This window comes from Acidovorax sp. LjRoot74 (genome assembly GCF_964254355.1).
Classification (GTDB): domain Bacteria; phylum Pseudomonadota; class Gammaproteobacteria; order Burkholderiales; family Burkholderiaceae_C; genus Acidovorax.
Genome location: NZ_CAXUTI020000001.1, coordinates 1,869,051 through 1,890,000, shown reverse-complemented (window position 1 = coordinate 1,890,000; position 20,950 = coordinate 1,869,051). Strand labels below are relative to the sequence as shown.

General features: G+C 63.5%; 21 protein-coding genes (1 of these 21 running past the window's edge). All 21 read right to left on the bottom strand.

Annotated features, from left to right (window positions below):
- Nucleotides 1-1,118, bottom strand: partial view of an ATP phosphoribosyltransferase regulatory subunit gene (locus ACSQ3O_RS08625; RefSeq protein ID WP_436138537.1) — the 5' portion only. 31 nt of this gene lie to the left of the window's left edge; the window shows 1,118 of its 1,149 coding nt (coding positions 1-1,118); the start codon lies at nt 1,116-1,118; its stop codon lies beyond the left edge, outside the window.
- Nucleotides 1,119-1,207: 89 nt separating this feature from the next.
- Nucleotides 1,208-1,390 (bottom strand): DUF2065 domain-containing protein, encoded by a 183-nt coding sequence (locus tag ACSQ3O_RS08620; protein ID WP_436138536.1) that lies wholly within the window; start codon nt 1,388-1,390, stop codon nt 1,208-1,210.
- 24 nt (nt 1,391-1,414) lie between these two features.
- Entirely contained in the window at nt 1,415-2,323 is a 909-nt protein-coding gene (gene hflC / locus ACSQ3O_RS08615; RefSeq protein WP_137749535.1) for a protease modulator HflC, read from the bottom strand.
- 9 nt (nt 2,324-2,332) lie between these two features.
- Complete coding sequence (gene hflK / locus ACSQ3O_RS08610) at nt 2,333-3,703, bottom strand: FtsH protease activity modulator HflK (protein ID WP_436138535.1); 1,371 nt, start codon at nt 3,701-3,703, stop codon at nt 2,333-2,335.
- Between the two features lie 53 nt (nt 3,704-3,756).
- Nucleotides 3,757-4,890, bottom strand: coding sequence for a GTPase HflX (gene hflX, locus ACSQ3O_RS08605; RefSeq protein WP_436138534.1), 1,134 nt, complete (start codon nt 4,888-4,890; stop codon nt 3,757-3,759).
- Between the two features lie 105 nt (nt 4,891-4,995).
- Nucleotides 4,996-5,250 carry an RNA chaperone Hfq gene (hfq, locus tag ACSQ3O_RS08600; protein ID WP_124512060.1) on the bottom strand — a complete coding sequence of 85 codons (255 nt, stop codon included), beginning with the start codon at nt 5,248-5,250 and terminating at the stop codon, nt 4,996-4,998.
- Between the two features lie 106 nt (nt 5,251-5,356).
- Nucleotides 5,357-6,700 (bottom strand): ribosome biogenesis GTPase Der, encoded by a 1,344-nt coding sequence (gene der / locus ACSQ3O_RS08595; RefSeq protein ID WP_436138533.1) that lies wholly within the window; start codon nt 6,698-6,700, stop codon nt 5,357-5,359.
- Between the two features lie 13 nt (nt 6,701-6,713).
- The gene (bamB, locus tag ACSQ3O_RS08590; RefSeq protein ID WP_137749531.1) at nt 6,714-7,880 is read right to left on the bottom strand and encodes an outer membrane protein assembly factor BamB; all 1,167 of its coding nucleotides are present in this window, start codon (nt 7,878-7,880) and stop codon (nt 6,714-6,716) included.
- A 2-nt stretch (nt 7,881-7,882) separates the two neighbouring features.
- Nucleotides 7,883-8,569, bottom strand: a complete 687-nt coding sequence (locus ACSQ3O_RS08585) for a YfgM family protein (RefSeq protein ID WP_436138532.1) — start codon at nt 8,567-8,569, stop codon at nt 7,883-7,885.
- Between the two features lie 25 nt (nt 8,570-8,594).
- Nucleotides 8,595-9,890, bottom strand: coding sequence for a histidine--tRNA ligase (gene hisS, locus ACSQ3O_RS08580; protein WP_436141097.1), 1,296 nt, complete (start codon nt 9,888-9,890; stop codon nt 8,595-8,597).
- A gap of 123 nt (nt 9,891-10,013) precedes the next feature.
- Nucleotides 10,014-11,270: a flavodoxin-dependent (E)-4-hydroxy-3-methylbut-2-enyl-diphosphate synthase gene (gene ispG / locus ACSQ3O_RS08575; protein WP_137749545.1), complete on the bottom strand. Its 1,257-nt coding sequence runs from the start codon at nt 11,268-11,270 to the stop codon at nt 10,014-10,016.
- Between the two features lie 13 nt (nt 11,271-11,283).
- Nucleotides 11,284-12,228, bottom strand: a complete 945-nt coding sequence (locus ACSQ3O_RS08570) for a helix-turn-helix domain-containing protein (protein ID WP_436138531.1) — start codon at nt 12,226-12,228, stop codon at nt 11,284-11,286.
- Nucleotides 12,221-13,054: a type IV pilus biogenesis/stability protein PilW gene (pilW, locus tag ACSQ3O_RS08565; RefSeq protein ID WP_298448301.1), complete on the bottom strand. Its 834-nt coding sequence runs from the start codon at nt 13,052-13,054 to the stop codon at nt 12,221-12,223. Before pilW ends, ACSQ3O_RS08570 begins: the two co-directional genes overlap by 8 nt.
- 36 nt (nt 13,055-13,090) lie before the next feature.
- Nucleotides 13,091-14,203: a 23S rRNA (adenine(2503)-C(2))-methyltransferase RlmN gene (rlmN, locus tag ACSQ3O_RS08560; protein ID WP_298448304.1), complete on the bottom strand. Its 1,113-nt coding sequence runs from the start codon at nt 14,201-14,203 to the stop codon at nt 13,091-13,093.
- 87 nt (nt 14,204-14,290) lie between these two features.
- A complete protein-coding gene (ndk, locus tag ACSQ3O_RS08555) occupies nt 14,291-14,716 on the bottom strand; it encodes a nucleoside-diphosphate kinase (protein WP_124512046.1) in 426 nt (141 codons plus the stop codon).
- Nucleotides 14,717-14,805: 89 nt separating this feature from the next.
- Entirely contained in the window at nt 14,806-16,365 is a 1,560-nt protein-coding gene (locus ACSQ3O_RS08550; protein ID WP_436138530.1) for a pseudouridine synthase, read from the bottom strand.
- A complete protein-coding gene (gene scpB / locus ACSQ3O_RS08545; RefSeq protein WP_436138529.1) occupies nt 16,365-17,126 on the bottom strand; it encodes an SMC-Scp complex subunit ScpB in 762 nt (253 codons plus the stop codon). Before scpB ends, ACSQ3O_RS08550 begins: the two co-directional genes overlap by 1 nt.
- 151 nt (nt 17,127-17,277) lie before the next feature.
- Nucleotides 17,278-18,318, bottom strand: a complete 1,041-nt coding sequence (locus tag ACSQ3O_RS08540; protein ID WP_436141096.1) for an RluA family pseudouridine synthase — start codon at nt 18,316-18,318, stop codon at nt 17,278-17,280.
- Nucleotides 18,319-18,323: 5 nt separating this feature from the next.
- Complete coding sequence (locus ACSQ3O_RS08535) at nt 18,324-19,250, bottom strand: peptidoglycan DD-metalloendopeptidase family protein (RefSeq protein ID WP_436138528.1); 927 nt, start codon at nt 19,248-19,250, stop codon at nt 18,324-18,326.
- Nucleotides 19,251-19,262: 12 nt separating this feature from the next.
- Nucleotides 19,263-20,045 carry a protein-L-isoaspartate(D-aspartate) O-methyltransferase gene (locus tag ACSQ3O_RS08530; RefSeq protein ID WP_298448317.1) on the bottom strand — a complete coding sequence of 261 codons (783 nt, stop codon included), beginning with the start codon at nt 20,043-20,045 and terminating at the stop codon, nt 19,263-19,265.
- Entirely contained in the window at nt 20,045-20,839 is a 795-nt protein-coding gene (gene surE / locus ACSQ3O_RS08525) for a 5'/3'-nucleotidase SurE (protein WP_436138527.1), read from the bottom strand. The genes ACSQ3O_RS08530 and surE overlap by 1 nt, the downstream gene beginning before the upstream one ends.
- Nucleotides 20,840-20,950 lie beyond the last annotated feature (111 nt).

Genomic DNA, 20,950 nt, shown 5'->3' with positions numbered 1-20,950 from the left:
ACCTGGACCAGTTCACGGTCGCAGTGGAACTCATCCACTTCACTGCCGTGACCCGGCAAAACACAAACGACTGTTTCCCCTGCAGAGCGCAGCTCGGAAATAGCGGCATGCACGTCTGCACCTTCGCCCCAAGGGGCACGAATGGCTGCTTTCAGGGGACGTGGCGGCACGACACCAACGACCTGCTTGATGTCCAGGCTGAATCCGGCAGCAGGCCGATTGCGCCCAAACACCGCACCGACCTCGTCGTAGCGGCCGCCACGGACCAGTGCATCACTGGCACCACGGGCATAGATCGCAAACCGGGCGCCGCTGTAGTAAGCGTAACCACGCAGATCTGCCAAATCAAACGTGACCGTTGCACCCTCCAGGCGGGCGCCAAGCCACTTCAAGTTTGATAGCACTTCAGGCACACCAGGCACGCGGTGAAGGGCTTTTTCAGCTTCAACCAACACACCAGAGTCGCCATACAGCTGCAGCAGTGCCAGGAAACCCTCCCGCGATGCCGCAGGGAAATCGCGGGTCAGGGCCTTCAGCTCCTGGGCATCCTTGGCAGCCAGTGCTGCATGGATCGCGCTGAGCAATTGCGGCCCCACAGTAAGGCCAGCGAGAAGGCTGCGGACGATGCGAACATCTGCCAGGTCAACGGTGGTGTCACGGACCTCCGCGACACGCAGGCATTCACGGGCCAGCTGCAACGCTTCCAGATCAGCCTCAGCCCCTGGGTGGCCGTAAATCTCGGCACCAAATTGCAGAGGCTCACGAGTCGCGTGGGGGCGGTCGGGGCGCGTGTGCAGTACGGGGCCGCAGTAACACAGGCGCGTTACCCCTTTGCGATTGAGCAGGTGGGCATCAATGCGGGCGACCTGGGGAGTTGTATCTGCCCGCAGCCCCATGGAGCGGCCTGACAACTGATCGACCAGCTTGAAAGTCTGGAGGTCCAGTGCTTCGCCTGTGCCGGTCAAGAGCGACTCAAGGTGCTCCATCAACGGCGGCATGACCAGCTCATAGCCATAACAGCGGGCTGTATCAAGCAGCCCGCGACGCAATTCTTCGATGTGCCGGGCTTCAGACGGCAAGACATCGGCAATGTGATCCGGAAGGACCCAAGCAGACATGGAGAAAAGGGGAGGCTGTTAAAACCGTGATTCTACCGGCACCTGTCGAAGGCACCCAAGGAATCTCTAGCAGCGCCAGATGACAAGCGTTAGAGCCAGAGCATCAGCAGGCCTGCAACGATGGCCAAAAACGCGAAAAAACGAATCTGACCATCTTGCAGGTGCGCAATCTGCTGGACTGTGCGTCGCCAGGTTTGTGGCGAGAAGAAGGGCAACAAACCTTCAATCACCAGGACCAGCGCCAACGCTGTCCAGAGACTTTCCCACGTCATGCAGCAACCTGGTGCCCGCGCAGACTACTTGCGTGGAGCCGCCTGGGCTGCGGCAGGCGTGCCGCCGCGGAAAACCTTGAAAAAGTCAGACGAAGATGGATCCAGCACCATGACATCGCTTTTCTTGCTGAAGCTGGATTTGTAGGCATCCAGACTGCGATAGAACTGCGCGAACTGAGGATCACGCCCAAAAGCCTCTGCATAAATGCGCGCAGCCTCGGCATCGCCCTCGCCCTTTACCTTCTGTGCATCTCGGTAGGCATTGGCAATAGCGATCTCGCGCTGACGGTCCGCATCAGCCCGGATTTTTTCCCCTTCGGCAGCTCCGGTAGAACGCAACTCGTTGGCCACGCGCTTGCGCTCAGCCTCCATGCGCCGGTACACCGACTCCGTAATGGCTTCCACGTAGTCCACCCGGGTAATCCGAACGTCCACCACGTCCACACCCCAAGGCTTGGCTCCGCGCACCGTGTCGAGCACTTCACGCTTTACATCCGCCATCAAGGCCTCGCGTTTGACGGACAGCAGTTCCTTGACGGTGCGCTTGTTGATCTCTTCCTGGAAGGCGTTGCGCACCACGCGGTTGAGTTGCATGGCGCCTGCGCTCTCATCCAGACCCACATTGCGGATGTACTCGGTGGGCTCCGAAATGCGCCAGCGCACATACCAGTCGATCACCACACGCTGCTTCTCGGCGGTCAGCATGGGCTCGGTGTCCGTGCTGTCCAACGTCAACAGACGTTTGTCGATGTAAGTCACGTTCTGGAACGGCGGGGGCAGCTTGAAATTCAGACCGGGCTCTGTAATCACCTCTTTGATCTGCCCCAGCGCATAAAGAACGCCAAACTGCCGCTGGTCTACCACAAAAAGCATCGAGCTCATGAGAGCAAGCACCACCAGAATAGTGGACGCAATAAATCCGACTCTGTTCACGAACGGCTCCTAGCGAGATTCACGGTCACGGGTGCGGTTGGAGTCTCGCGCCCGGGGGTCATTGGAGAAATTGGCCGCAGGTGCCGCTGGCACCGCAGCAGGTGCGGCATTAGCGGCAGGAGCATCCAGCGCAACCCCACCACTGGCCACGTTTTGCATGATCTTGTCGAGCGGCAGATACAGCAGATTGGAGCCTTGGCGAGACTCCACCAGGACCTTGGTCACATTGCCATAGATCTGTTGCATGGTGTCCAGGTACATGCGGTCCCGCGTGACCTGAGGAGCCTTCTGGTACTCGGCCAGTACCGAGGAAAACCGCTGTGCATCACCTTGGGCCTGGGCCACGATACGTGCCTTGTAAGCTGCCGCTTCCTCATTCAGACGCGAGGCCGAACCCACCGCGCGCGGTACAACGTCGTTGGCATAGGCCTGCGCTTCATTCTTGGCGCGCTCACGCTCCTGCCCCGCTTTCAGAACATCGTCAAATGATGCCTGCACCTGTTCGGGCGGGCGCACCCCGCCCTGCTGCAGGTTGATCCCTACCACTTCCACACCCACCTTGTAGCGGTCGAGAATGGTTTGCATCAGCGCGCGAACCCTGGGGGCAATCTGGTCGCGTTCTTCGGCCAAAGCCGTGTCCATGCGCATCTTGCCCACCACCTCCCGCACCGCCGTCTCGGCAGCCTGAACCACCGCATCGGATGGATTTTTGCTCTCAAACAGCCAAGCCCGCGCGTCGCTCAGGCGGTATTGCACAGCGAACTTGATTTCGACGATGTTCTCGTCTTCCGTGAGCATGGCGGATTCCCGCAGGCCCGTGCTCTTGATGACGGTATCGCGGCCCACATCCGCAGAACGGATCTGGGTCACAAAAACCAGCTCGTGGCGCTCGATCGGGTAAGGCAAGCGCCAGTTAAAACCAGCCCCGACAGTGCTCTTGTACTTGCCAAACTGGGTGATAACAGCCTGCTGACCTTCCTGGACGATGAAGAAGCCCGTTCCCATCCAGATCACAAAAACAATGCCTGCGATCAGACCAACACCAACCCCAGCGCTCTTCATGTCGGGCTGAAACCCGCCGCCCGTTCCGCCGCCATTGCCAGGGCCGCGCGATCCACCGTTCTTGCCGCCAAACAGACCACCCAACTTGCGGTTCAGGTCGCGCCAGAGTTCATCCAGATCCGGAGGCTGCTGGCCATTGCCAGGGCGCTGGTCGCCTCCCCGAGGCCCGTTCTGGGACGAACCCGGCCGATCGTCAGGACGCCCCCCCTCTTCCGATTTGTCCTCACCACGACCCCAGCGGGGATCATTCAGATTGAACATGCCCCGAATACGTTCTGGCAACGAAGCCCAGCGTAGGGTGCGATTTTGGAAATTCATGCGCAAAGTCTCTGGTTCTCGGATGGGGTCAGTCAGTCCGTCATTGTGCCCAATCAAGGCATTGCATCCGGCAATTCAACGGCATCACCTGGGGTCATGTCCAAATGTGTGGCCAGCACGCGGCTCGAAAGCGCATGGCGCAAGTTATCAAGCCCTTCGCCAGAACGCGCACTCACGAACAACCGGGGCAAGAGATGCCCAGCCACCTCGTACCGATCCTGCAGATCGGACGGGCGTCGCTCCTCAGCTAGCGCATCCAGCTTGTTGAACACCAGAATCTGCGGGATGTCGGCAGCGCCAATTTCCTGCAGAACACGCTCGACCTGCGCCATCTGCTCGGGGAAGTCCGCATTGGAGGCATCCACCACGTGCAGCAGCAGGTCTGCATCAATCGCCTCCTGCAAGGTGGCCTGAAAGGCATCCACCAGCCCGTGCGGGAGATCGCGGATAAAACCCACCGTGTCGGACAAGGAGACCGACCTGCCCGCGTCGGCCAGGTACAGCTGGCGGGTTGTGGTATCGAGTGTTGCAAACAACTGGTCGGCCGCATAGGCGCGAGCCTTGACTAGGGCGTTGAACAACGTGGACTTGCCAGCGTTGGTATAGCCAACGAGCGAAATATTGAAGGTGTCTCGCCGCTCACGCTGCCTGCGCTGCGTAGACCGCTGACGCTTGACCTTGACGAGGCGCTCACGCGTTCGCTTGATGGCATCGCCGATCATGCGCCGGTCCAACTCAATCTGCTTTTCGCCGGGACCACCGCGGGCACCAATCCCGCCAGTCTGGCGCTCCAGGTGCGACCAGCGCCGCACCAGGCGGGTGCTCACGTATTGCAGTTTGGCAAGTTCAACCTGCAACTTCCCTTCGTGGCTGCGCGCACGCTGGGCGAAAATCTCGAGAATGAGCAGCGTGCGGTCATTGACCGGCAGCTCAATGTGACGTTCGAGATTGCGTTGCTGGGCCGGGCTCAGGGACTGGTCAAACAGCACTTCCACGGCGCCGTGCATCTGGGCCAATGCACGGATTTCATCGGCCTTCCCGCTGCCTATGAACAGGGCTGCGTCTGGCGCCTTGCGCTTGCAGGTGATGCGGGCCACGGGCTGCATGCCTGCGGTCTGGGCCAACAGACCCAACTCTTCCAGCTCGCCATCAAAGTGAGGCAGACCAAAGTCCACCCCGACCAGCAATACCGGAGCGGTGCCTGCCTGAGGGGGCGTAGCCGAACTCAAAGTAGGCCGCCCTTGTGTACCACCTGACTCAGAAACGAAAACCGGCTAGCAAACGGCAACCATTCAAGGGTTGCTGCTGTCGGCATCAGGGGTATCTGCTGTGGAGAAATTGACCGCACGACCCGGGACGATGGTCGAGATCGCGTGCTTGTAGACCATCTGGGTCACCGTGTTGCGCAGCAACACCACGTATTGGTCAAACGACTCGATCTGCCCCTGCAGCTTGATGCCGTTCACCAAATAAATGGAGACTGGCACATGCTCCCGACGCAGGGCGTTGAGGAAGGGATCTTGCAAAAGCTGGCCTTTATTGCTCACGATATTCTCCGTGTTCAAAAATGTTGTTGTAAACCAGCACCTTACCACAGCCAGGCCCCCGCCCGGGCAGGTTCGGGCATGGCCCTTCTCCACTCGCGACTTTGTCCTAACCCTCGTCCTTGTCGGCAAATGGGTTGTGGGATGTCTTCATCTCGATCCTGAGCGGCGTTCCCACCAGATCAAACTCTTTCCGGAAACGCCCTTCCAGAAAGCGCTTGTAGGCGTCCGTCACATGCTCCAGCGAGTTTCCGTGGATCACGATCACCGGCGGATTCATGCCCCCCTGGTGCGCATACCGCATCTTGGGGCGGAACATGCCCGCCCGCTTCGGGCTCTGGAACTGAACAGCCTCCAGAAGCAAGCGTGTGAGCACTGGCGTGGACATCTTGCAAGTCGCCGCCCGGTGGGCTTGGGCGATGGAGGTCCAGAGCGGCCCCAGGCCCTGGCGCTTCTTGGCCGAGATGAAATGCAGGGAGGCGAATTTCAGGAACGCCAGCCGGGTCTCGATAGAGCGCTCCAGTTGCTGGCGCTGGTAGTCATCCACCGCATCCCATTTATTCACCGCCACCACCACAGCACGGCCACTCTCCAGGATGTACCCCGCGATGTGCGCATCCTGGTCCGTAACCCCCTGGGTGGCATCCAGCAGGAGCAGCACCACGTTCGCCGATTCAATCGCCTGGAGCGTTTTGACCACCGAGAACTTCTCGATCGCCTCGAACACCTTGCCCTTGCGCCGCAAGCCGGCTGTGTCCACCAGCTCAAACCGCTGGCCATTGCGCTCAAACGGCACCGTGATCGCATCACGGGTGGTCCCCGGCATGTCGAACGCAACCAGTCGTTCTTCGCCCAGCCAGGTGTTGATCAGGGTGGATTTGCCTACATTGGGGCGGCCCGCCACTGCCAGTTTGATGACGCTCTTGTCGGCTGCGGCATCCGGCTCTTCGGGGTCGGGCAGATGCAACGGCTCAAGCGCCAGGTCCACGAGACCGCGGATCCCCTGGCCATGCGCTGCGGACACGGGATAGACCTCGCCCAGCCCCAGCTCATAGAACTCAGCCAGTTGAACGCCCTGCACCATGCCTTCGGCCTTGTTGGCCACCAGCACGCAGGGCTTGCCCAGGCGGCGCAGGTAGTTGGCAATGTCGTGGTCTTGCGCGGACAGGCCCGCGCGGGCATCGACCACAAAAACGACTACGTCGGCTTCGGCCACCGCCTGCTGGGTTTGCTTGGCCATCTCGCGGTAAATACCGCTCGAAGCGTCGGGCTCGAAGCCCCCCGTGTCGATGACGATGTACTCGTGCTTGCCCTGCTTGCCATTGCCGTAATGCCGGTCACGCGTGAGCCCGGCAAAGTCGGCCACGATCGCGTCGCGGGACTTGGTCAGACGGTTGAAAAGCGTGGATTTGCCGACATTCGGACGCCCCACGAGGGCGATAACTGGCTTCATTGAATACAACCGATCAATCTGGACGGAATCCGTAAATACTGCCGTTGCGGGTCACGACCACCAAGGTGTCGGCAGCCACTGCGGGTGCCGCCGCAATGCCAGACCCATCTGTGGCAATGCGGTTGAGGGGAGCGCCATCGGTTCGGGACAACAAATGGACCACACCCGTGCTGTCGCCAATCACCACCGAGCGCCCCAGCAACAGCGGCGCCGTCAGCTTGCGATGCTTGAGCCGGTCACTGCCCCACAGGCGCGAACCATCGCTTCGGCGCCATGCGGCCACCGTGCCATTGCTTTCGACGCCAAAAAGTGCATCCGCATCGCCATGGACGCCTTCGGCGCCGCTGGCAGGCTGCGTCCATACGACAGAGCCCCGGGCCGTGTTCACACAGCCCACGGCCGCCTGGAACGAGCGCGCGCACACGCTGTCACCCACCCGGCTGGTGCGCCCCACCAGCTCAACAAGGCGTTCCACATCATTGGTTCCCCGCGCACTGGCCAGAGGGGCCTCCCAACGCACGCTGCCGTTGTCAGGGTTCAGGCCCACCAGGCGACCTGACAGACCGACCACCAGGGTGTCCCCCACGGCCAGCAGCACGCCCGCCTGCCGCAGCACCAGGGGTTCGCCGGGGCGCTGTTGCGCCCACAGGCGCCGCCCTGTGGTGGCGTCATACGCGGAGACCGAACGGTCTGCCGACAAAACAAAAACGCGCCCACCAGCCACCAGCGGCGGCGTAAACACCTGGGCGGCCAAGGTTTCACGCCAGCGCTCGCGGCCAGAATCCAGCACGATCAGGGCATTGCTGCGCGAGACCACGGCTGCCGACTTGCCATCGCTGCCGACAGCCGCCGACAGCGGCTCGCCCAACGCAGTGCGCCAGACATCCCCCCCCGTGCGCGCATCGATCGCAGCCACCACGCCATCCGAGGACGCTACGGTCACCACATTGCCCGCAGCATGCACCTCCAGGGGCAGGCCGGCAACGTTGCCCACGCGGGCCGTCCAGGCCTGCCGCACCCCCAGGACCGCCACATTGGCACCCAGATCGGCGGGCACAGGCTTCGCGCTGCCACCGCCGCTCCACAGCGAACAGCCCGCCAGAGACGCAGCCAACACCACCAACGCAGTGCCACGCAGGAAAGAAGAGCGGCCAGACACCGCATGTGGAGTCAATGTCATGTTTACTTGGTTTCTACGGAGGAAGCAGCCGCAGCCACGGTTGCAGCTTGGGGCGAAACACCCAGCGCATTCAGCTTGATCTCGACCAGGCGACGGTACTCGACGCCCTCTTCAAGGCCCTTGTAGGCCTTGGTGTATTCGGTGATCGCTTCCTGGCGCTTCTCCTGCAAAAGCAGGACGTCGCCCTTGCGGTCCGCAGCAATCGATGCGAATTCGGGTGGGAAGCTGCCGGACACGTGCTTGAGTGCCTCGTCATAGTTTTTCTGGTCCATCAGCACGCTGGCCAGGCGCAGCTTCGCCAGCGCCTTGAGGCCATCATCCGATGACTTCTCAGCCACCCAACCCAGCGCGTCCTTGGCGGCATCGGCATTGCCGGTGTCCTGCATGGCCTTGGCAAAAGTCAACCCAGCCTGGCCCGCCTGCGTGGTGCCGGCGTACTTGGACTTCAGGTCGCCAAAAGCTTGTTCCAGGCGCGTCTTGTCACCCGAACGGGCTGCCACATCCACCGCGTCATAGAGTGCCGCGGCCTGGGTGGCCTGCCGGTTCTGCCAATACTGGTAGCCATTCCAGGCGGCAGCGCCGCCAGCCACCACCAGCACCACGGCGCTGATGAGGGTGCCCCAGGTGTTCCAAAAATGCTTGAGCTGGTCAAGCTGCTCTTGTTCTTCTAGATCGAGATGATTGGCCATAGAAATCAGCGGTTCTGTATTCGGATTAAGCGTTGGATTGTAGGGTGGCGGCCCATTGCGCCACATCGGCCAGGGCGTGCTCGGCCTGGGCGCCGCTGCCATCGCGCAAGGCCTTGACGGTGACCTGGCCGCGTGCAAGCTCGTCCTCGCCAAAGATGAGCGCATGGCGCGCGCCACTGGCGTCGGCCTTCTTGAACTGCGACTTCATGCTGCCCGCACCCTCGGCACCGCCCGCATGCTGCACCACGTTCAGTCCGGCGGTGCGCAGCGCCTCCAGCGTGGCGATGACGGGGGCCAGGGGCGTGCCGGGGGGCACGATGGCGTAGACATCCGCTGCAGCGGAAGGCATGGGCAGGTCCAGCTCATCGGCCAGCAGCAGCAGGCGTTCGATGCCGAGGCCAAAGCCCACGGCAGGTGCGCTCTTGCCGCCCAGTTGCTCGATCAGGCCGTCATAACGACCACCGCCACACACGGTGCCCTGAGAGCCGAGCTGGTCGGTCACCCACTCGAACACCGTGAGGTTGTAGTAATCCATGCCGCGCACCAGGCGCGGGTTCACGCGGTACTCCAGCCCCACGGCCTCCAGCACGGCGCGCACGGCGTCGAAGTGGGCGCGCGAGGCGTCGCCCAGGAAGTCCATGAGCTTTGGCGCCGCCTCGATCAATGCCTGCATCGCCGGGTTTTTGCTGTCCAGAATGCGCAGCGGGTTGCTGTGCAGGCGGCGACGGGCTTCTTCGTCCAGCTGGTCCAGGTGCTGCTCGAAATAGCGGATCAACGCCTCACGGTGCTCTCGGCGCTCGGCGGGTTGGCCCAGGCTGTTGATTTCCAGCCGCACGTGCTCGCCTTCCACCAGGCCCAGCTCGCGCCACAGCGCGCGGGCGACCAGGATGATTTCCGCATCCACATCCGGCCCGGCAAAACCCAGCGCCTCCACGTCCAGCTGATTGAACTGGCGGTAGCGCCCCTTTTGCGGGCGCTCGTGGCGGAACATCGGACCCTGGGTCCACACGCGCAGCGGACCGTTGTAGAGCGCGTTGTGCTCGACCATGGCGCGCACAATGCCGGCCGTGGCCTCGGGGCGCAAGGTAAGCTTGTCACCGTTCATCGAATCGGTGAAGGAATACATCTCCTTCTCCACGATGTCCGTCACTTCACCCAGCCCGCGCACAAACAGCGCCGTGGGCTCGACGATGGGTGTCAGCAGGTATTGGTAGCCATAGCGGGCAAGCACCTTGCGCACTGCTGCCTCGAACCACTGCCAGCGCGCTGACGTTGGCAGCTTCTCGGTGCGCGGCACCGAGGCGGGCAGGATGTCGTTCATGCCTTTGACGGCGCTCAGCTTCTGCACTTTGCTCACTGCGGTATTTTCCTGGTACTTTTCTTGAACTAAATCAGGCCCTACCGCCTGATAGATATACGTCGATAGCTATTAATTTTATAGCAATCAATGGCGCCCATAGCGACGTTCGACATACTGCTCGACGAGGGCATGGAACTCTTCTGCAATGCGCTCGCCGCGCAGCGTCAGGGCCTTTTCGCCGTCAATGAACACAGGCGCTGCCGGGGCTTCGCCTGTGCCGGGCAGGCTGATGCCGATGTCGGCATGTTTGCTCTCTCCAGGGCCGTTGACGATGCAGCCCATCACGGCCACCTTCATGCCCTCCACCCCCGGATAGCGCACACGCCACACGGGCATTTGTGCACGCAGGTAGTCGTCGATCTGCTTGGCCAGTTCCTGGAACGTGGTGCTGGTGGTGCGGCCACACCCCGGGCAGGCCGTCACGCTGGGCACAAACACACGCAGGCCCAGCGACTGCAGGATCTCGGACGCGACCACCACCTCCTGCGTGCGCGCCTCGCCCGGCTGGGGCGTGAGCGATACGCGAATGGTGTCGCCAATGCCCTCCTGCAGCAGGATGCCCAACGCCGTGCTGGAAGCCACGGTGCCTTTGGTGCCCATGCCCGCCTCAGTAAGCCCCAGGTGCAGCGCATAGTCGCAGCGGCGCGCAAGCTCGCGGTACACAGCGATCAGGTCCTGCACACCACTGACCTTGCACGACAGGATGATCTGGTCACCGCTCAGGCCCATGGATTCAGCCAGCCGGGCCGATTCGATGGCCGAGGTAATCAGCGCCTCGTACATCACCTGGCGCGCCTCCCAGGGCTGCGCGCGCTGGCTGTTGGCATCCATCAGGCTCGCAAGCAGATCCTGGTCCAGGCTGCCCCAGTTCACACCGATGCGCACCGCCTTGTTCCAGCGCATGGCAGCTTCGATCATCTGGCCGAACTGCTTGTCCTTCTTGTCGCCCTTGCCCACGTTCCCCGGGTTGATCCGGTACTTGGAGAGCGCCTGCGCGCAGTCGGGAAACTCCGTCAGCAGACGGTGACCGTTGTAGTGGAAATCGCCCACCAGGGGCACGCTCTCGCCCATCCGGTCCAACTGCTCACGAATGTAGGGCACCGCGGCGGCAGCCTCGGGGGTGTTGACGGTGATACGAACAAACTCCGAACCCGCCTGGGCCAGTTCCTTGACCTGGATTGCGGTGCCGATGGCATCCACGGTGTCCGTGTTGGTCATGGACTGCACACGCACCGGCGCATCGCCGCCTACAGTGACGATCCGCGAGCCCCAGGTAATTTTGGCCTGGCGCGAACGGCGGGGCAAAGGGGCAGCGACCGCAACAGGGCCAAAATCACGCAAAGGGTTTTGCACGTTACTTCACCTCGAAACGAGCGACGTTCTCGCGCGACACGGCGGCCAGGTCAAATGGCTTGCCACGCACCGTCACCTCCGTCGCATCGGCACGCCCCACCACCACCGCAAGCGGGGGCTGGGCCGACACCGACACGGACTCCCCCGCAGCTAGGTTGCGCTGCAAGGCCAAAGCGCCGGTGGCGTCTTTCACCTGGACCCAGGATTCGCTGCGGGCACGCAACACCAGCGTACCCGTTGGCGTGTCGGCTGCCGAAGCGGGCGCACTGGCAACCATCGCAGGCACTGATGCCGGGGCAGCCACGGGCGCGGGTGCAGGAGCAATCAGTGGCGCCGCTGGGGCCACTGTCACGGCCGGAACGGCTGCAGAGGGTGCAGCAGGCGCTGAAGTGGACTCGGAAAGCCGCCCTGCCACCACAGGCGCTGCTGCGGCCACTGGTGCATCCGCAACACCAGACGGCACAGCGTCCGGCGGTGTTGCAACAGGCGCAGACGCAGTGCTGGAGGCCGCGCGGTCTTCGCCCCGAGGGAGAAAGTACAAGGCCAGAGCTCCCACCAGCAGGGCCAGCACCACAAACCCCACGGACCGCGACGCAGACCCGCCCCCGGCGAACGAGGAAGAGGACACAGGGGATTTGGCCGCACTGCCCTTGACCGGGGCATTGATGCCGGCGCTGTCCGCCGCCAGGCTCGGACTCGGGCTTTGGGGCAACAGGGCCAGAACGGGGGCCGCATCCACCTTGAGTGCCCGGCACACACTGGAGGCCAGGGCCCGCACGAACACGGTGTCGGGCAGCACCGTGAAGTTATCGGCTTCCAGCGCCTCCAGCTTGCTGACTGGCACCTTCAGCGCCACAGCCAGGGCCGCAATATGCATTCCAGATGCCAGGCGTGCCTCCCTGAGCAAAACACCCGCTGTCAAACCACTCTCCACAACCTCACTCATTGAAAGCCCCGCGTTCGTAAGCACCCAACTCCCGCGAATCCGGGAACCGCTTGCGCAACTGGACTGCCAGCTGCCGCATTGCCACAGAGTCGCCCAAGGCGCGCTCCACCTTTATGCCCAGCCACAACGATTCGGAGTTGGCAAACTCGCTGTTGTTGAGGCGCCGGATGTAAAACTGCGACCGGGTCAGCTCGTTGCGCCGCAGCAGCAGCGAGGCCAGCTGGTATGCCACCACCGGGTTGGCGGCATCCATTTCGTAGGCCTTCAGAAACGACTGCTCCGCCTCGACAAGCTGGCCCGCCCGGGACTGGCACAGGCCACGCGCCATCAGGGTCTTGCCACGCGCCATGTAGGTCGGATTGGCAATCGCGCGGCCAAAATACTGGTCTGCGTCTGCATATTTCTGCTGCTGGCACAACAGCCAGCCGTAGTTGTGCAGCACATTGGCATCATTGCCCCGCAAAGCCAAGGCACGCCGAAAACTGTCGTCGGCCTGCGCCAGGTCATTCAAGCGCATGAAGATCAGGCCGCGCAGGTTGAATGCATCTGCGTAGGAGGGGTCGGCAGCAAGGGCCTGCTTGACTTCATCCAGCGCCACGGCAGTCTGGCCCATTTCAAAATAATTGGCCGCCAGCTCCAGCCGGATGCGGGCACGGCGGCGGGATTCAGGCTCGTCCGAGGGCGTCACCACATCAGCCTCTGCGTCAACCCGGGTGGCCGCGTTGTTGGCCGCACATCCTTGCAGTGCCGCGATGCAAACCAGTGCACTGCATGCCGCGAGTGTCCAGCGGCCAAAATGCTGCCAGCGTCCAACCAATCCCGCCATGTAGAGCCTCCTTGAAGTTTGCCGATCGCCTGCTGATCAAGTCACCGGTTTGAGCACGATTGTGCGCTGCTTTGCCATGCGTTCCGCCGCACGGGTGCGGTCCTTGACATCGCCCGCCAATTGCCCACAGGCCGCATCAATATCATCGCCCCGGGTCTTGCGCACCGTTGTGACAATACCGGCATCGCTCAAGACCTTGGAAAAAGCGAGGACCTGATTCTGCGCTGACCGTAAGAGACCCGATGCGGGAAACGGATTGAAGGGAATCAGGTTGAATTTGCAACGCACCCCGGAGCGCTTGACCAGCTCGATGAGCTGCTGCGCATGCTCCAGCTGATCGTTGACGCCATCCAGCATGCAGTATTCGAACGTGATGAAGTCGCGGGGTGCATGGGCAAGATAACGGCCACAGGCTTCCAGCAACTCGTGAATCGGGTACTTGCGGTTGAGCGGCACCAAGTTGTCGCGCAGAGGATCGTTTGGCGCATGCAACGACACTGCCAAAGCCACCGGGCAATCCTGCGAGAGCCGGTCCATCATGGGGACAACCCCCGAGGTGGACACCGTCACCCGCCGCCGCGACAGGCCGTAGCCATGATCGTCCAGCATCACGCGCAGGGCCGGCACCAAGGCCGCGTAGTTCTGCAGCGGCTCGCCCATGCCCATCATGACCACATTGGAGATCACGCGGTCTTCGGTGCCAAAGCGCTGGCGCAAAGAATGTTCGGCAAACCACAGTTGGGCCAGGATCTCGCCCGTGGTCAGGTTGCGGCTGAAACCCTGATGCCCCGTGGAGCAAAAACGGCATCCCACGGCACATCCAGCCTGGGATGAAACACAGAGGGTTCCGCGGTCATCCTCGGGAATGAACACAGCCTCGACCGCGTTGCCATCCCCGACATCAAACAGCCACTTCACCGTGCCGTCCGCCGAGACATGCTCGGAAACGACAGGCAGGGCCTCGACCTTGGCGCATCCCTTGAGCTTGTCGCGCAAGGCCTTGGCCAGGTCGCTCATGGCGTCGAAGTTGCTCGCGCCACGCTGGTGGATCCAGCGGAACAGCTGGGTCGCACGAAAACGTTTCTCGCCCAACTGCTCGCAGAAGGCTGCAAGGCCGTCGAGGTCAAATTCCAGCAGATTGGTAGTCATTGCGCCGACCTCCCGAAGGGCCGGGCGCAACCGTCCCCATGGCGCAGACATCCCACAGTTGCGGGAACAGGCATGGGGATCACCATATCAACGCGAGTAGATGTTCAGGCCGGGGAAGAAGAAGGCCACTTCCACGGCAGCCGTTTCGGCAGCGTCGGAACCGTGCACGGCGTTGGCATCGATGCTGTCAGCGAAGTCGGCGCGGATGGTGCCGGCTTCTGCCTTCTTGGGATCGGTAGCGCCCATCAGTTCGCGGTTCTTCAGGATCGCGTTTTCGCCTTCCAGGGCCTGGATCATCACAGGGCCGGAGATCATGAAGTCCACCAGGTCCTTGAAGAACGGACGTGCCTTGTGCACGCCGTAGAACTGCTCGGCTTCCAGGCGCGACAGGTGCACCATGCGGGCAGCCACAACCTTCAGGCCAGCGGCTTCAAAGCGGGCGTAGATCTGGCCGATCACGTTCTTGGCCACTGCGTCAGGCTTGATGATGGAGAGAGTGCGTTCGATAGCCATGTTGATTTTCCTGAATGAATAATGTTGCTGTGATTCGTTTGTCCACCGGACAAAGCCCTCGATTCTAACCGTGGAAGCCTAACGCCGGATCAACGCCCGCCACCACCACGGCGGGGACCGCCGCCGCCGGGGCGGCGTTTGTCCTGGCGGTGCCGCGCCAAGCTGTCCACACCGATGTAGCCCACAGATGTTTTCATGGGATCGGGCTGGGCCGCGCCGCGCTGGCGGTCGCCCCCCGCAGCATTGTTGCCACGCCCCCCCTGCCCGCCGCCGTCACGCCGAGGCTTCTGGCCACGGGGCCCCGCCCCGCCGCCGCCCTGGGACATGTCACGGCGCGGACCATCGCCCGCCCGGGGGCCGCCACGGCCGCGATTGCGCGCGTTGCCATTGCCGCTGCGCCCACCCGCCCCGGGGCCGGCTTCTGCCCGGCCTTCGCCCGATTCCGGGCGCCCCGCACCCGCTGCCTGAACCAGGGCCCGGATATCGCTGTCGTCCAGCTCCAGCCAGGCGCCTCGCTTGAGACCCCGAGGCAGCACCATGGCGCCGTAGCGGATGCGGATGAGTCGGCTCACCGCATGGCCCACCGACTCCATCATGCGGCGCACTTCACGGTTACGCCCCTCAGAAATGGTGACCCGGTACCAGCAGTTGGAACCTTCACCGCCACCGTCTTCGATGGAGCCAAACGACGCCATGCCGTCGTCCAGGCGCACACCATCCAGCAGCTTCTGCTTTTCTTCGTTGCTGAGCGCGCCCAACACACGCACAGCGTACTCGCGCTCCAGACCAAACCGGGGGTGCATGAGCTTGTTGGCCAGCTCGCCCGAGCTGGTGAACAGCAAAAGCCCTTCGGTGTTCAAGTCCAGCCGCCCCACAGACTGCCACTTGCCCTGCATCAGCCGGGGCAGCTTGCGAAAGACAGTCGGCCGGTTTTGCGGATCGTCATGCGTCACCACCTCGCCCACAGGCTTGTGGTACGCGATCACCCGGGCTGGCGGTGGATCAATGCGGTAGCGGATGGGCTTGCCATTGACCTTGACCTGGTCCCCGAACTGGATGCGCTGGCCAATGTGGGCCGGCTCGTTGTTCACGGAGATGCGCCCCTCCAGGATGAGCTGCTCCATCTCCAGCCGCGAGCCCAGCCCCGCCTGGGCCAGCACCTTGTGGAGCTTGGGCGTTTCCACCTGGGGGAGCAGCACCCGCTTGGCGGGAGCCAGATCGGCCGATGCGTCGTCCTGATCAAAACGACCCGAGACCACATCTTCAAATTGATAGCCCTCGACCGCTGGCGCGGGCTTGCGCTTGTCGCGGCCCATGCCTTCGGCGCGGGGAGCACGCCCCGAGGATTCGACCTGGGCCGGGCCCTTGGGCTCAGCGCGTGGCGCGGAGCCATCGACCTCAACACCCGCTGCGGGCTCCACAGCTACGGGTGCTTCAACCTGAGCCGAAGGCTCCGCGAGCGCCACCACGGCGGGCGCGTCTGCCGACACATCGGAGTCCGCCCCGACCGCATCAACGCCTTCAGCAGAAACCGGCGCAGCCTTCTTGCGTGGTGCGCGCTTGGCAGCAGGCTTTTTCGCTGCAGGAGCCACATCAGCAGCGCCAGCTTCTGGCGTTGCACCCGGATTGTCGGGAGTCGAATCGTTCATCAAGTGTTTCCCTGGACACCCCCCGGGGTGTCCATCTGGTCGTCACGGAGGTCCGTCTCCGTGTCATTAAAAAAATCATCCACAAGCGGCAGATTTCCGCTCTCTGCCGCAGAAGAAACGGATACCGGCGACTGCTCCATAGCAGGCTCCGCAACCACCACCTCGGGCTCAAGTCCCGGAGGCTCCAGCTCTGGCTCGATCACACCCTGAGCCGCTGCAGCCATAGCCTCCAGCACGTTCGCATTACCGGTGGGGTCGTCCAGCACCGGCAGTTGGTCCAGCGACTGCAGCCCCATGTCGTCCAGGAACTGGCGGGTGGTGGCAAACAATGCAGGACGGCCCACGGTTTCCCGGTGCCCGATGACCTCCACCCAGCCCCGATCCTCCAACTGCTTGATGATCAGGCTGTTGACGGTCACACCACGGATATCTTCAATATCCCCCCGCGTCACCGGCTGGCGATACGCAATGATGGCGAGCGTTTCCATAGTGGCCCGCGTGTAGCGCGGAGGCTTTTCTGGGTGCAGCCTGTCGAGGTACTCCCGCATCTCCGGGCGGCTCTGAAAGCGCCAGCCCGTGGCCACCTGCACCAGCTCCACCCCGCGCTGCGCCCAGTCCTGCTGCAACTCCTGCAGCAGAAGCTTGAGCGTGTCAGCCCCCAGCGCATCATTGAAAAGCACCCGCATCTCGCGCACAGGCACAGGCTGCTGCGCACAGATCAGCGCAGTTTCGAGGACCCTTTTGGCATCCACCGTGTTCATGGTTCAGCGATTCCTGGAAAAAGTGCCACGCGTTGCAACGGGTGTCACATCAACAGCAGGGGGCAGTCAAATTGGCGCGCAGTGCGAGGACGTTGGCGCGACGCAGGAGCCCGGCGGGATTCCGTCTTCGGGCAGGGGGCCGATATGGCCGTCAAGGCGCATTGTAGCCCAGCCCCCAGGAAGACAGTGCCTGCTGCATGTCCTCGGGCACCTGCGCATGAAACTCCAGCGCCTTGCCCGTCACCGGGTGCACAAAGGCCAGGCGGTAGGCGTGCAACGCCTGACGCTGCAGCCCCCCCAAAGGCGCCCCACCATACAGACTGTCGGCCACCAGCGGGTGCCTGAGCGACGCCATATGCACCCGAATCTGGTGAGTCCGGCCCGTGTGCAAGGTGCATTGCACCCAGCAGCCCTGGTCGGTTCCATCCAGCCAAAGCACGTCGGTGCGAGCTGTCTTACCCGCATGCAAGGCCAGGTCCACCACCGCCATGCGCAGCCGGTTGCGCGGGTCGCGCCCGATGGGCGCATCGACCGACCGGCTCTTAGGGCCCGTCCAGGCGCCATGGGCCATGGCAAGGTACTGACGCTTGACCTTGCGCTCAGCAATCAGGGCAACCAGCGCATCCATGGTGGCGCGATTCCGGGCCACCACCATGAGGCCACTGGTGTCCTTGTCCAGCCGGTGCACGATCCCGGCACGCGGGACCAGCAGGGCTTTTTCGTCCCGGGCCAGCAGGCCATTGAGCAAGGTCCCGCTCCAGTTACCAGGTGCCGGGTGCACTACCAGGCCTGCGGGTTTATTCACGACCAGGAGATGTTCGTCCTCATAGACCACATCGATGGCCATGGGCTCGGGGCGGAACGCCTGGCTCTGCAGGGTGGGCCGCATCTCCAGCACCAGCTGGTCACCAGCCTTGACGCGGGCAGAGGCCTTGAGCACCGGCTTGCCATTGAGGCTGACCAGCCCCTGCGCCAGCAACTGCTGCAGATAGCTGCGGGAGAACTCGGGAACCAGATCCGCCAGCGCCTTGTCCAGCCGAGCGGCATGCTGCGGCGCTGCCACGAGCATGTGGCGCATTTCACTGCTGGCCTCGGCCAGCGCTTCCGACTCCTCGACGAGCAGATCATCGCCCGCATCGGCGGGCGCCCCGGCCGCTCTGCCATCGCCGCTGTGCGGCAGCTCAGCCACCATCGGGATCAACGCGCCGGCAGGTAGCGCGAAGGGTCCACCGGCTTGCCTTGTCGGCGGATTTCAAAGTGCAGCTTGACGCGGTCTGCATCGGTGTTGCCCATCTCGGCGATCTTCTGGCCCTTGCGCACGGCCTGGTCTTCCTTGACCAGCAGCGCCTGGTTGTGCGCGTAAGCCGTGAGGAAGGTGTTGTTGTGTTTCAGGATCACCAGGTTGCCATAGCCACGCAGGCCTGCGCCCGCATACACCACGCGGCCATCGGCAGCTGCCAGCACAGGCTCGCCCGCCTTGCCTGCAATGTCAAAACCCTTGTTGCGCGCCTCGTCGAAGCCTGCAATCAGCGAACCCGAGGCAGGCCAGATGAAGGCCAGGTCGTCCTCTCCCGCAGGTGCCGCTGCAGGCGCCGGTGTGGCGGGCGCCACCGCGACCACGGTAGCGGAGGCCGCCGAGGCAGGGGCCTTGGGCGTGCTGGCGGCCGATGTTGCCGGTGCAGGCGCACTGGCAGGCGCCACGGTGGACGAGGTCACGGGCCGCGTCACCACCCCATTGTCGGAGGCCACGGCCGTGGCGGCCACTGCGGCAGAGGGAGGCGCCACACGCAGCACCTGGCCCACTTCGATGAGGTTGGCGTTTTCAAGGTTGTTCCAGCGGGCGAGGTCTTTCCAGCTCTGGCCGGACTCCAGCCCGATGCGAATCAGGGTATCCCCCGGCTTGACCGTGTAGTAACCCGGCTTGCCTGCGTTCTCGGCCCCGGGCAACGGCTTGATGGGAGCGCCCACCACCACGCCAGGCTGGCCAGCCTGCGCAGGCGCAGAAGAGGTGGAGGTGCCCCGATCTTCCACAGGAGCCTTGTTCAGGCGGGTGCCACAGCCGGAGAGCACCAGCCCCGCCACTGCCACGGTAAACCCCATCACAAGACCACGCGATACGAACATAAGCAATTCCCTTTACGCAATCCCCGATTTTAGGGGGACAAAATGCACCGGCTCGAGCACGTTTTGTTTCAATCCGTGCGGGGTTTTGTCGATCACCAGCAACATCTGCTGCCCGCCCGACAGCGCCATGGGCGCCACCAGCCGCCCCCCCACCGCCAACTGATCGCACCAGGCCTGGGGCACGGCGTCACCGCCAGCGGCCGCAATGATGGCCGCATACGGCGCCCCTTTGGCATAGCCCAGCATGCCGTCGCCAAACAGCAGATGGACATTGGCCAGCCGGAACGGACGCAGGTTGTCGCGGGCCCTGTCGTGCAGGCCACGCAGGCGCTCCAGCGTGTAGACCTCGCGGGCCAGCAGGCTCAGCACCGCTGCCTGGTAACCGCAGCCTGTGCCGATCTCAAGCACCCGCCCCAGGCCGCCTGCGCGGGCCCCTTCGGCACCGAGCAGCAATTCGCACATGCGTGCCACCACGCTGGGCTTGGAGATGGTCTGGCCCAGCCCGATGGGCAGGCTGGTGTCCTCATAGGCCTGATTGACCAGCGCACTGTCCACAAACCGGTGGCGCTCCACCGCACCCATGGCCTGCAGCACGGCGGGCGACGTGATGCCCCCCGCCGCCAACTTTTGCACCATGCGCGCGCGCACGGCAGCAGAATCGAGCCCCAGCCCCACGGGTGGCGCAGCCACGGCCTGCCGGGCCGCTTGCACGACGGGCGCAGGCCTAGCGGGCACCGAAGACGCTGACGGCGTCGAGCCCGGCAGCCGGGCCGGAAACCCAGGGCGGCGCTGCATCACACACCCGGGGCGGAACCCGCCCCTGCCCCCGCAGCCCACCGGGACGCTGCCTGCGCCCAGGTGCCCAGGCTCTCGTGATCGGTCAGGTCCACCTTCAGCGGCGTGATGGACACATGGCCCTGCGCCGTGGCGTGAAAGTCCGTGCCCTCGGCATCGTCCTTGGCAGCGCCAGCCCCGCCAATCCAGTACATGGCATCGCCACGTGGGCTTTCCTGCACGATGACACGCTCGGCCGCATGGCGGCGCCCCAGGCGGCACCACTTGGCGGGCCGCAGCGCGCCCAGCGGCATGTTGGGAATATTCACATTCAGCAGCCAGGGGGTTTCGTTCACCAGCCCCTGGTTGCGCATCTGCGCCACGATCTCCCGGGCCTTGGCGGCGGCAGCTTCCAGTTCGCCCCAGCCTTTGTCCACCTGTGAGAAGGCGATGGCCGGGATGCCAAACAAATAACCCTCCATGGCCGCACCCACCGTGCCCGAATAGATGGTGTCATCGCCCATGTTGGCGCCATTGTTGATGCCCGACACCACCAGATCGGGCCGGTAGCCCAGCAGCCCGGTCAACGCGATGTGCACGCAGTCAGCCGGTGTTCCATTCACATACCGAAAACCATTGGCCGCCTTGTGGACATACAGCGGCGAATGCAGGGTCAACGCGTTCGACTTGGCACTGTTGTTGTGCTCGGGCGCGACCACCTCTACCTCCACGCCCTCCAGGGTCTTGAGCGCGTCATGCAGGGCCACGATGCCCGGGGCCTGGTAGCCATCGTCGTTGGAAATCAGAATTTTCATGGTTGCAGCAGAGGTTGCAACGGATTGTAGGTGGGGCGCCCCATGCCTGCGCTGCCCGAGCGGGGGCAGGCGGTGCCGGTCGCTCGTGGGACAACAGCCCCCATGCACCCC

Coding starts and splice junctions, on each gene's coding strand:
- ACSQ3O_RS08620 (WP_436138536.1), bottom strand. CDS start 1,390: ATGACGTGGGAAAGTCTCTGGACAGCGTTGGCGCTGGTCCTGGTGATT.
- hflK (WP_436138535.1), bottom strand. CDS start 3,703: ATGAATTTCCAAAATCGCACCCTACGCTGGGCTTCGTTGCCAGAACGT.
- der (WP_436138533.1), bottom strand. CDS start 6,700: ATGAAGCCAGTTATCGCCCTCGTGGGGCGTCCGAATGTCGGCAAATCC.
- bamB (WP_137749531.1), bottom strand. CDS start 7,880: ATGACATTGACTCCACATGCGGTGTCTGGCCGCTCTTCTTTCCTGCGT.
- ACSQ3O_RS08585 (WP_436138532.1), bottom strand. CDS start 8,569: ATGGCCAATCATCTCGATCTAGAAGAACAAGAGCAGCTTGACCAGCTC.
- hisS (WP_436141097.1), bottom strand. CDS start 9,890: ATGAACGACATCCTGCCCGCCTCGGTGCCGCGCACCGAGAAGCTGCCA.
- ACSQ3O_RS08570 (WP_436138531.1), bottom strand. CDS start 12,228: ATGAGTGAGGTTGTGGAGAGTGGTTTGACAGCGGGTGTTTTGCTCAGG.
- pilW (WP_298448301.1), bottom strand. CDS start 13,054: ATGGCGGGATTGGTTGGACGCTGGCAGCATTTTGGCCGCTGGACACTC.
- rlmN (WP_298448304.1), bottom strand. CDS start 14,203: ATGACTACCAATCTGCTGGAATTTGACCTCGACGGCCTTGCAGCCTTC.
- ndk (WP_124512046.1), bottom strand. CDS start 14,716: ATGGCTATCGAACGCACTCTCTCCATCATCAAGCCTGACGCAGTGGCC.
- ACSQ3O_RS08550 (WP_436138530.1), bottom strand. CDS start 16,365: ATGAACGATTCGACTCCCGACAATCCGGGTGCAACGCCAGAAGCTGGC.
- scpB (WP_436138529.1), bottom strand. CDS start 17,126: ATGAACACGGTGGATGCCAAAAGGGTCCTCGAAACTGCGCTGATCTGT.
- ACSQ3O_RS08540 (WP_436141096.1), bottom strand. CDS start 18,318: ATGGTGGCTGAGCTGCCGCACAGCGGCGATGGCAGAGCGGCCGGGGCG.
- ACSQ3O_RS08535 (WP_436138528.1), bottom strand. CDS start 19,250: ATGTTCGTATCGCGTGGTCTTGTGATGGGGTTTACCGTGGCAGTGGCG.
- ACSQ3O_RS08530 (WP_298448317.1), bottom strand. CDS start 20,045: ATGCAGCGCCGCCCTGGGTTTCCGGCCCGGCTGCCGGGCTCGACGCCG.
- surE (WP_436138527.1), bottom strand. CDS start 20,839: ATGAAAATTCTGATTTCCAACGACGATGGCTACCAGGCCCCGGGCATC.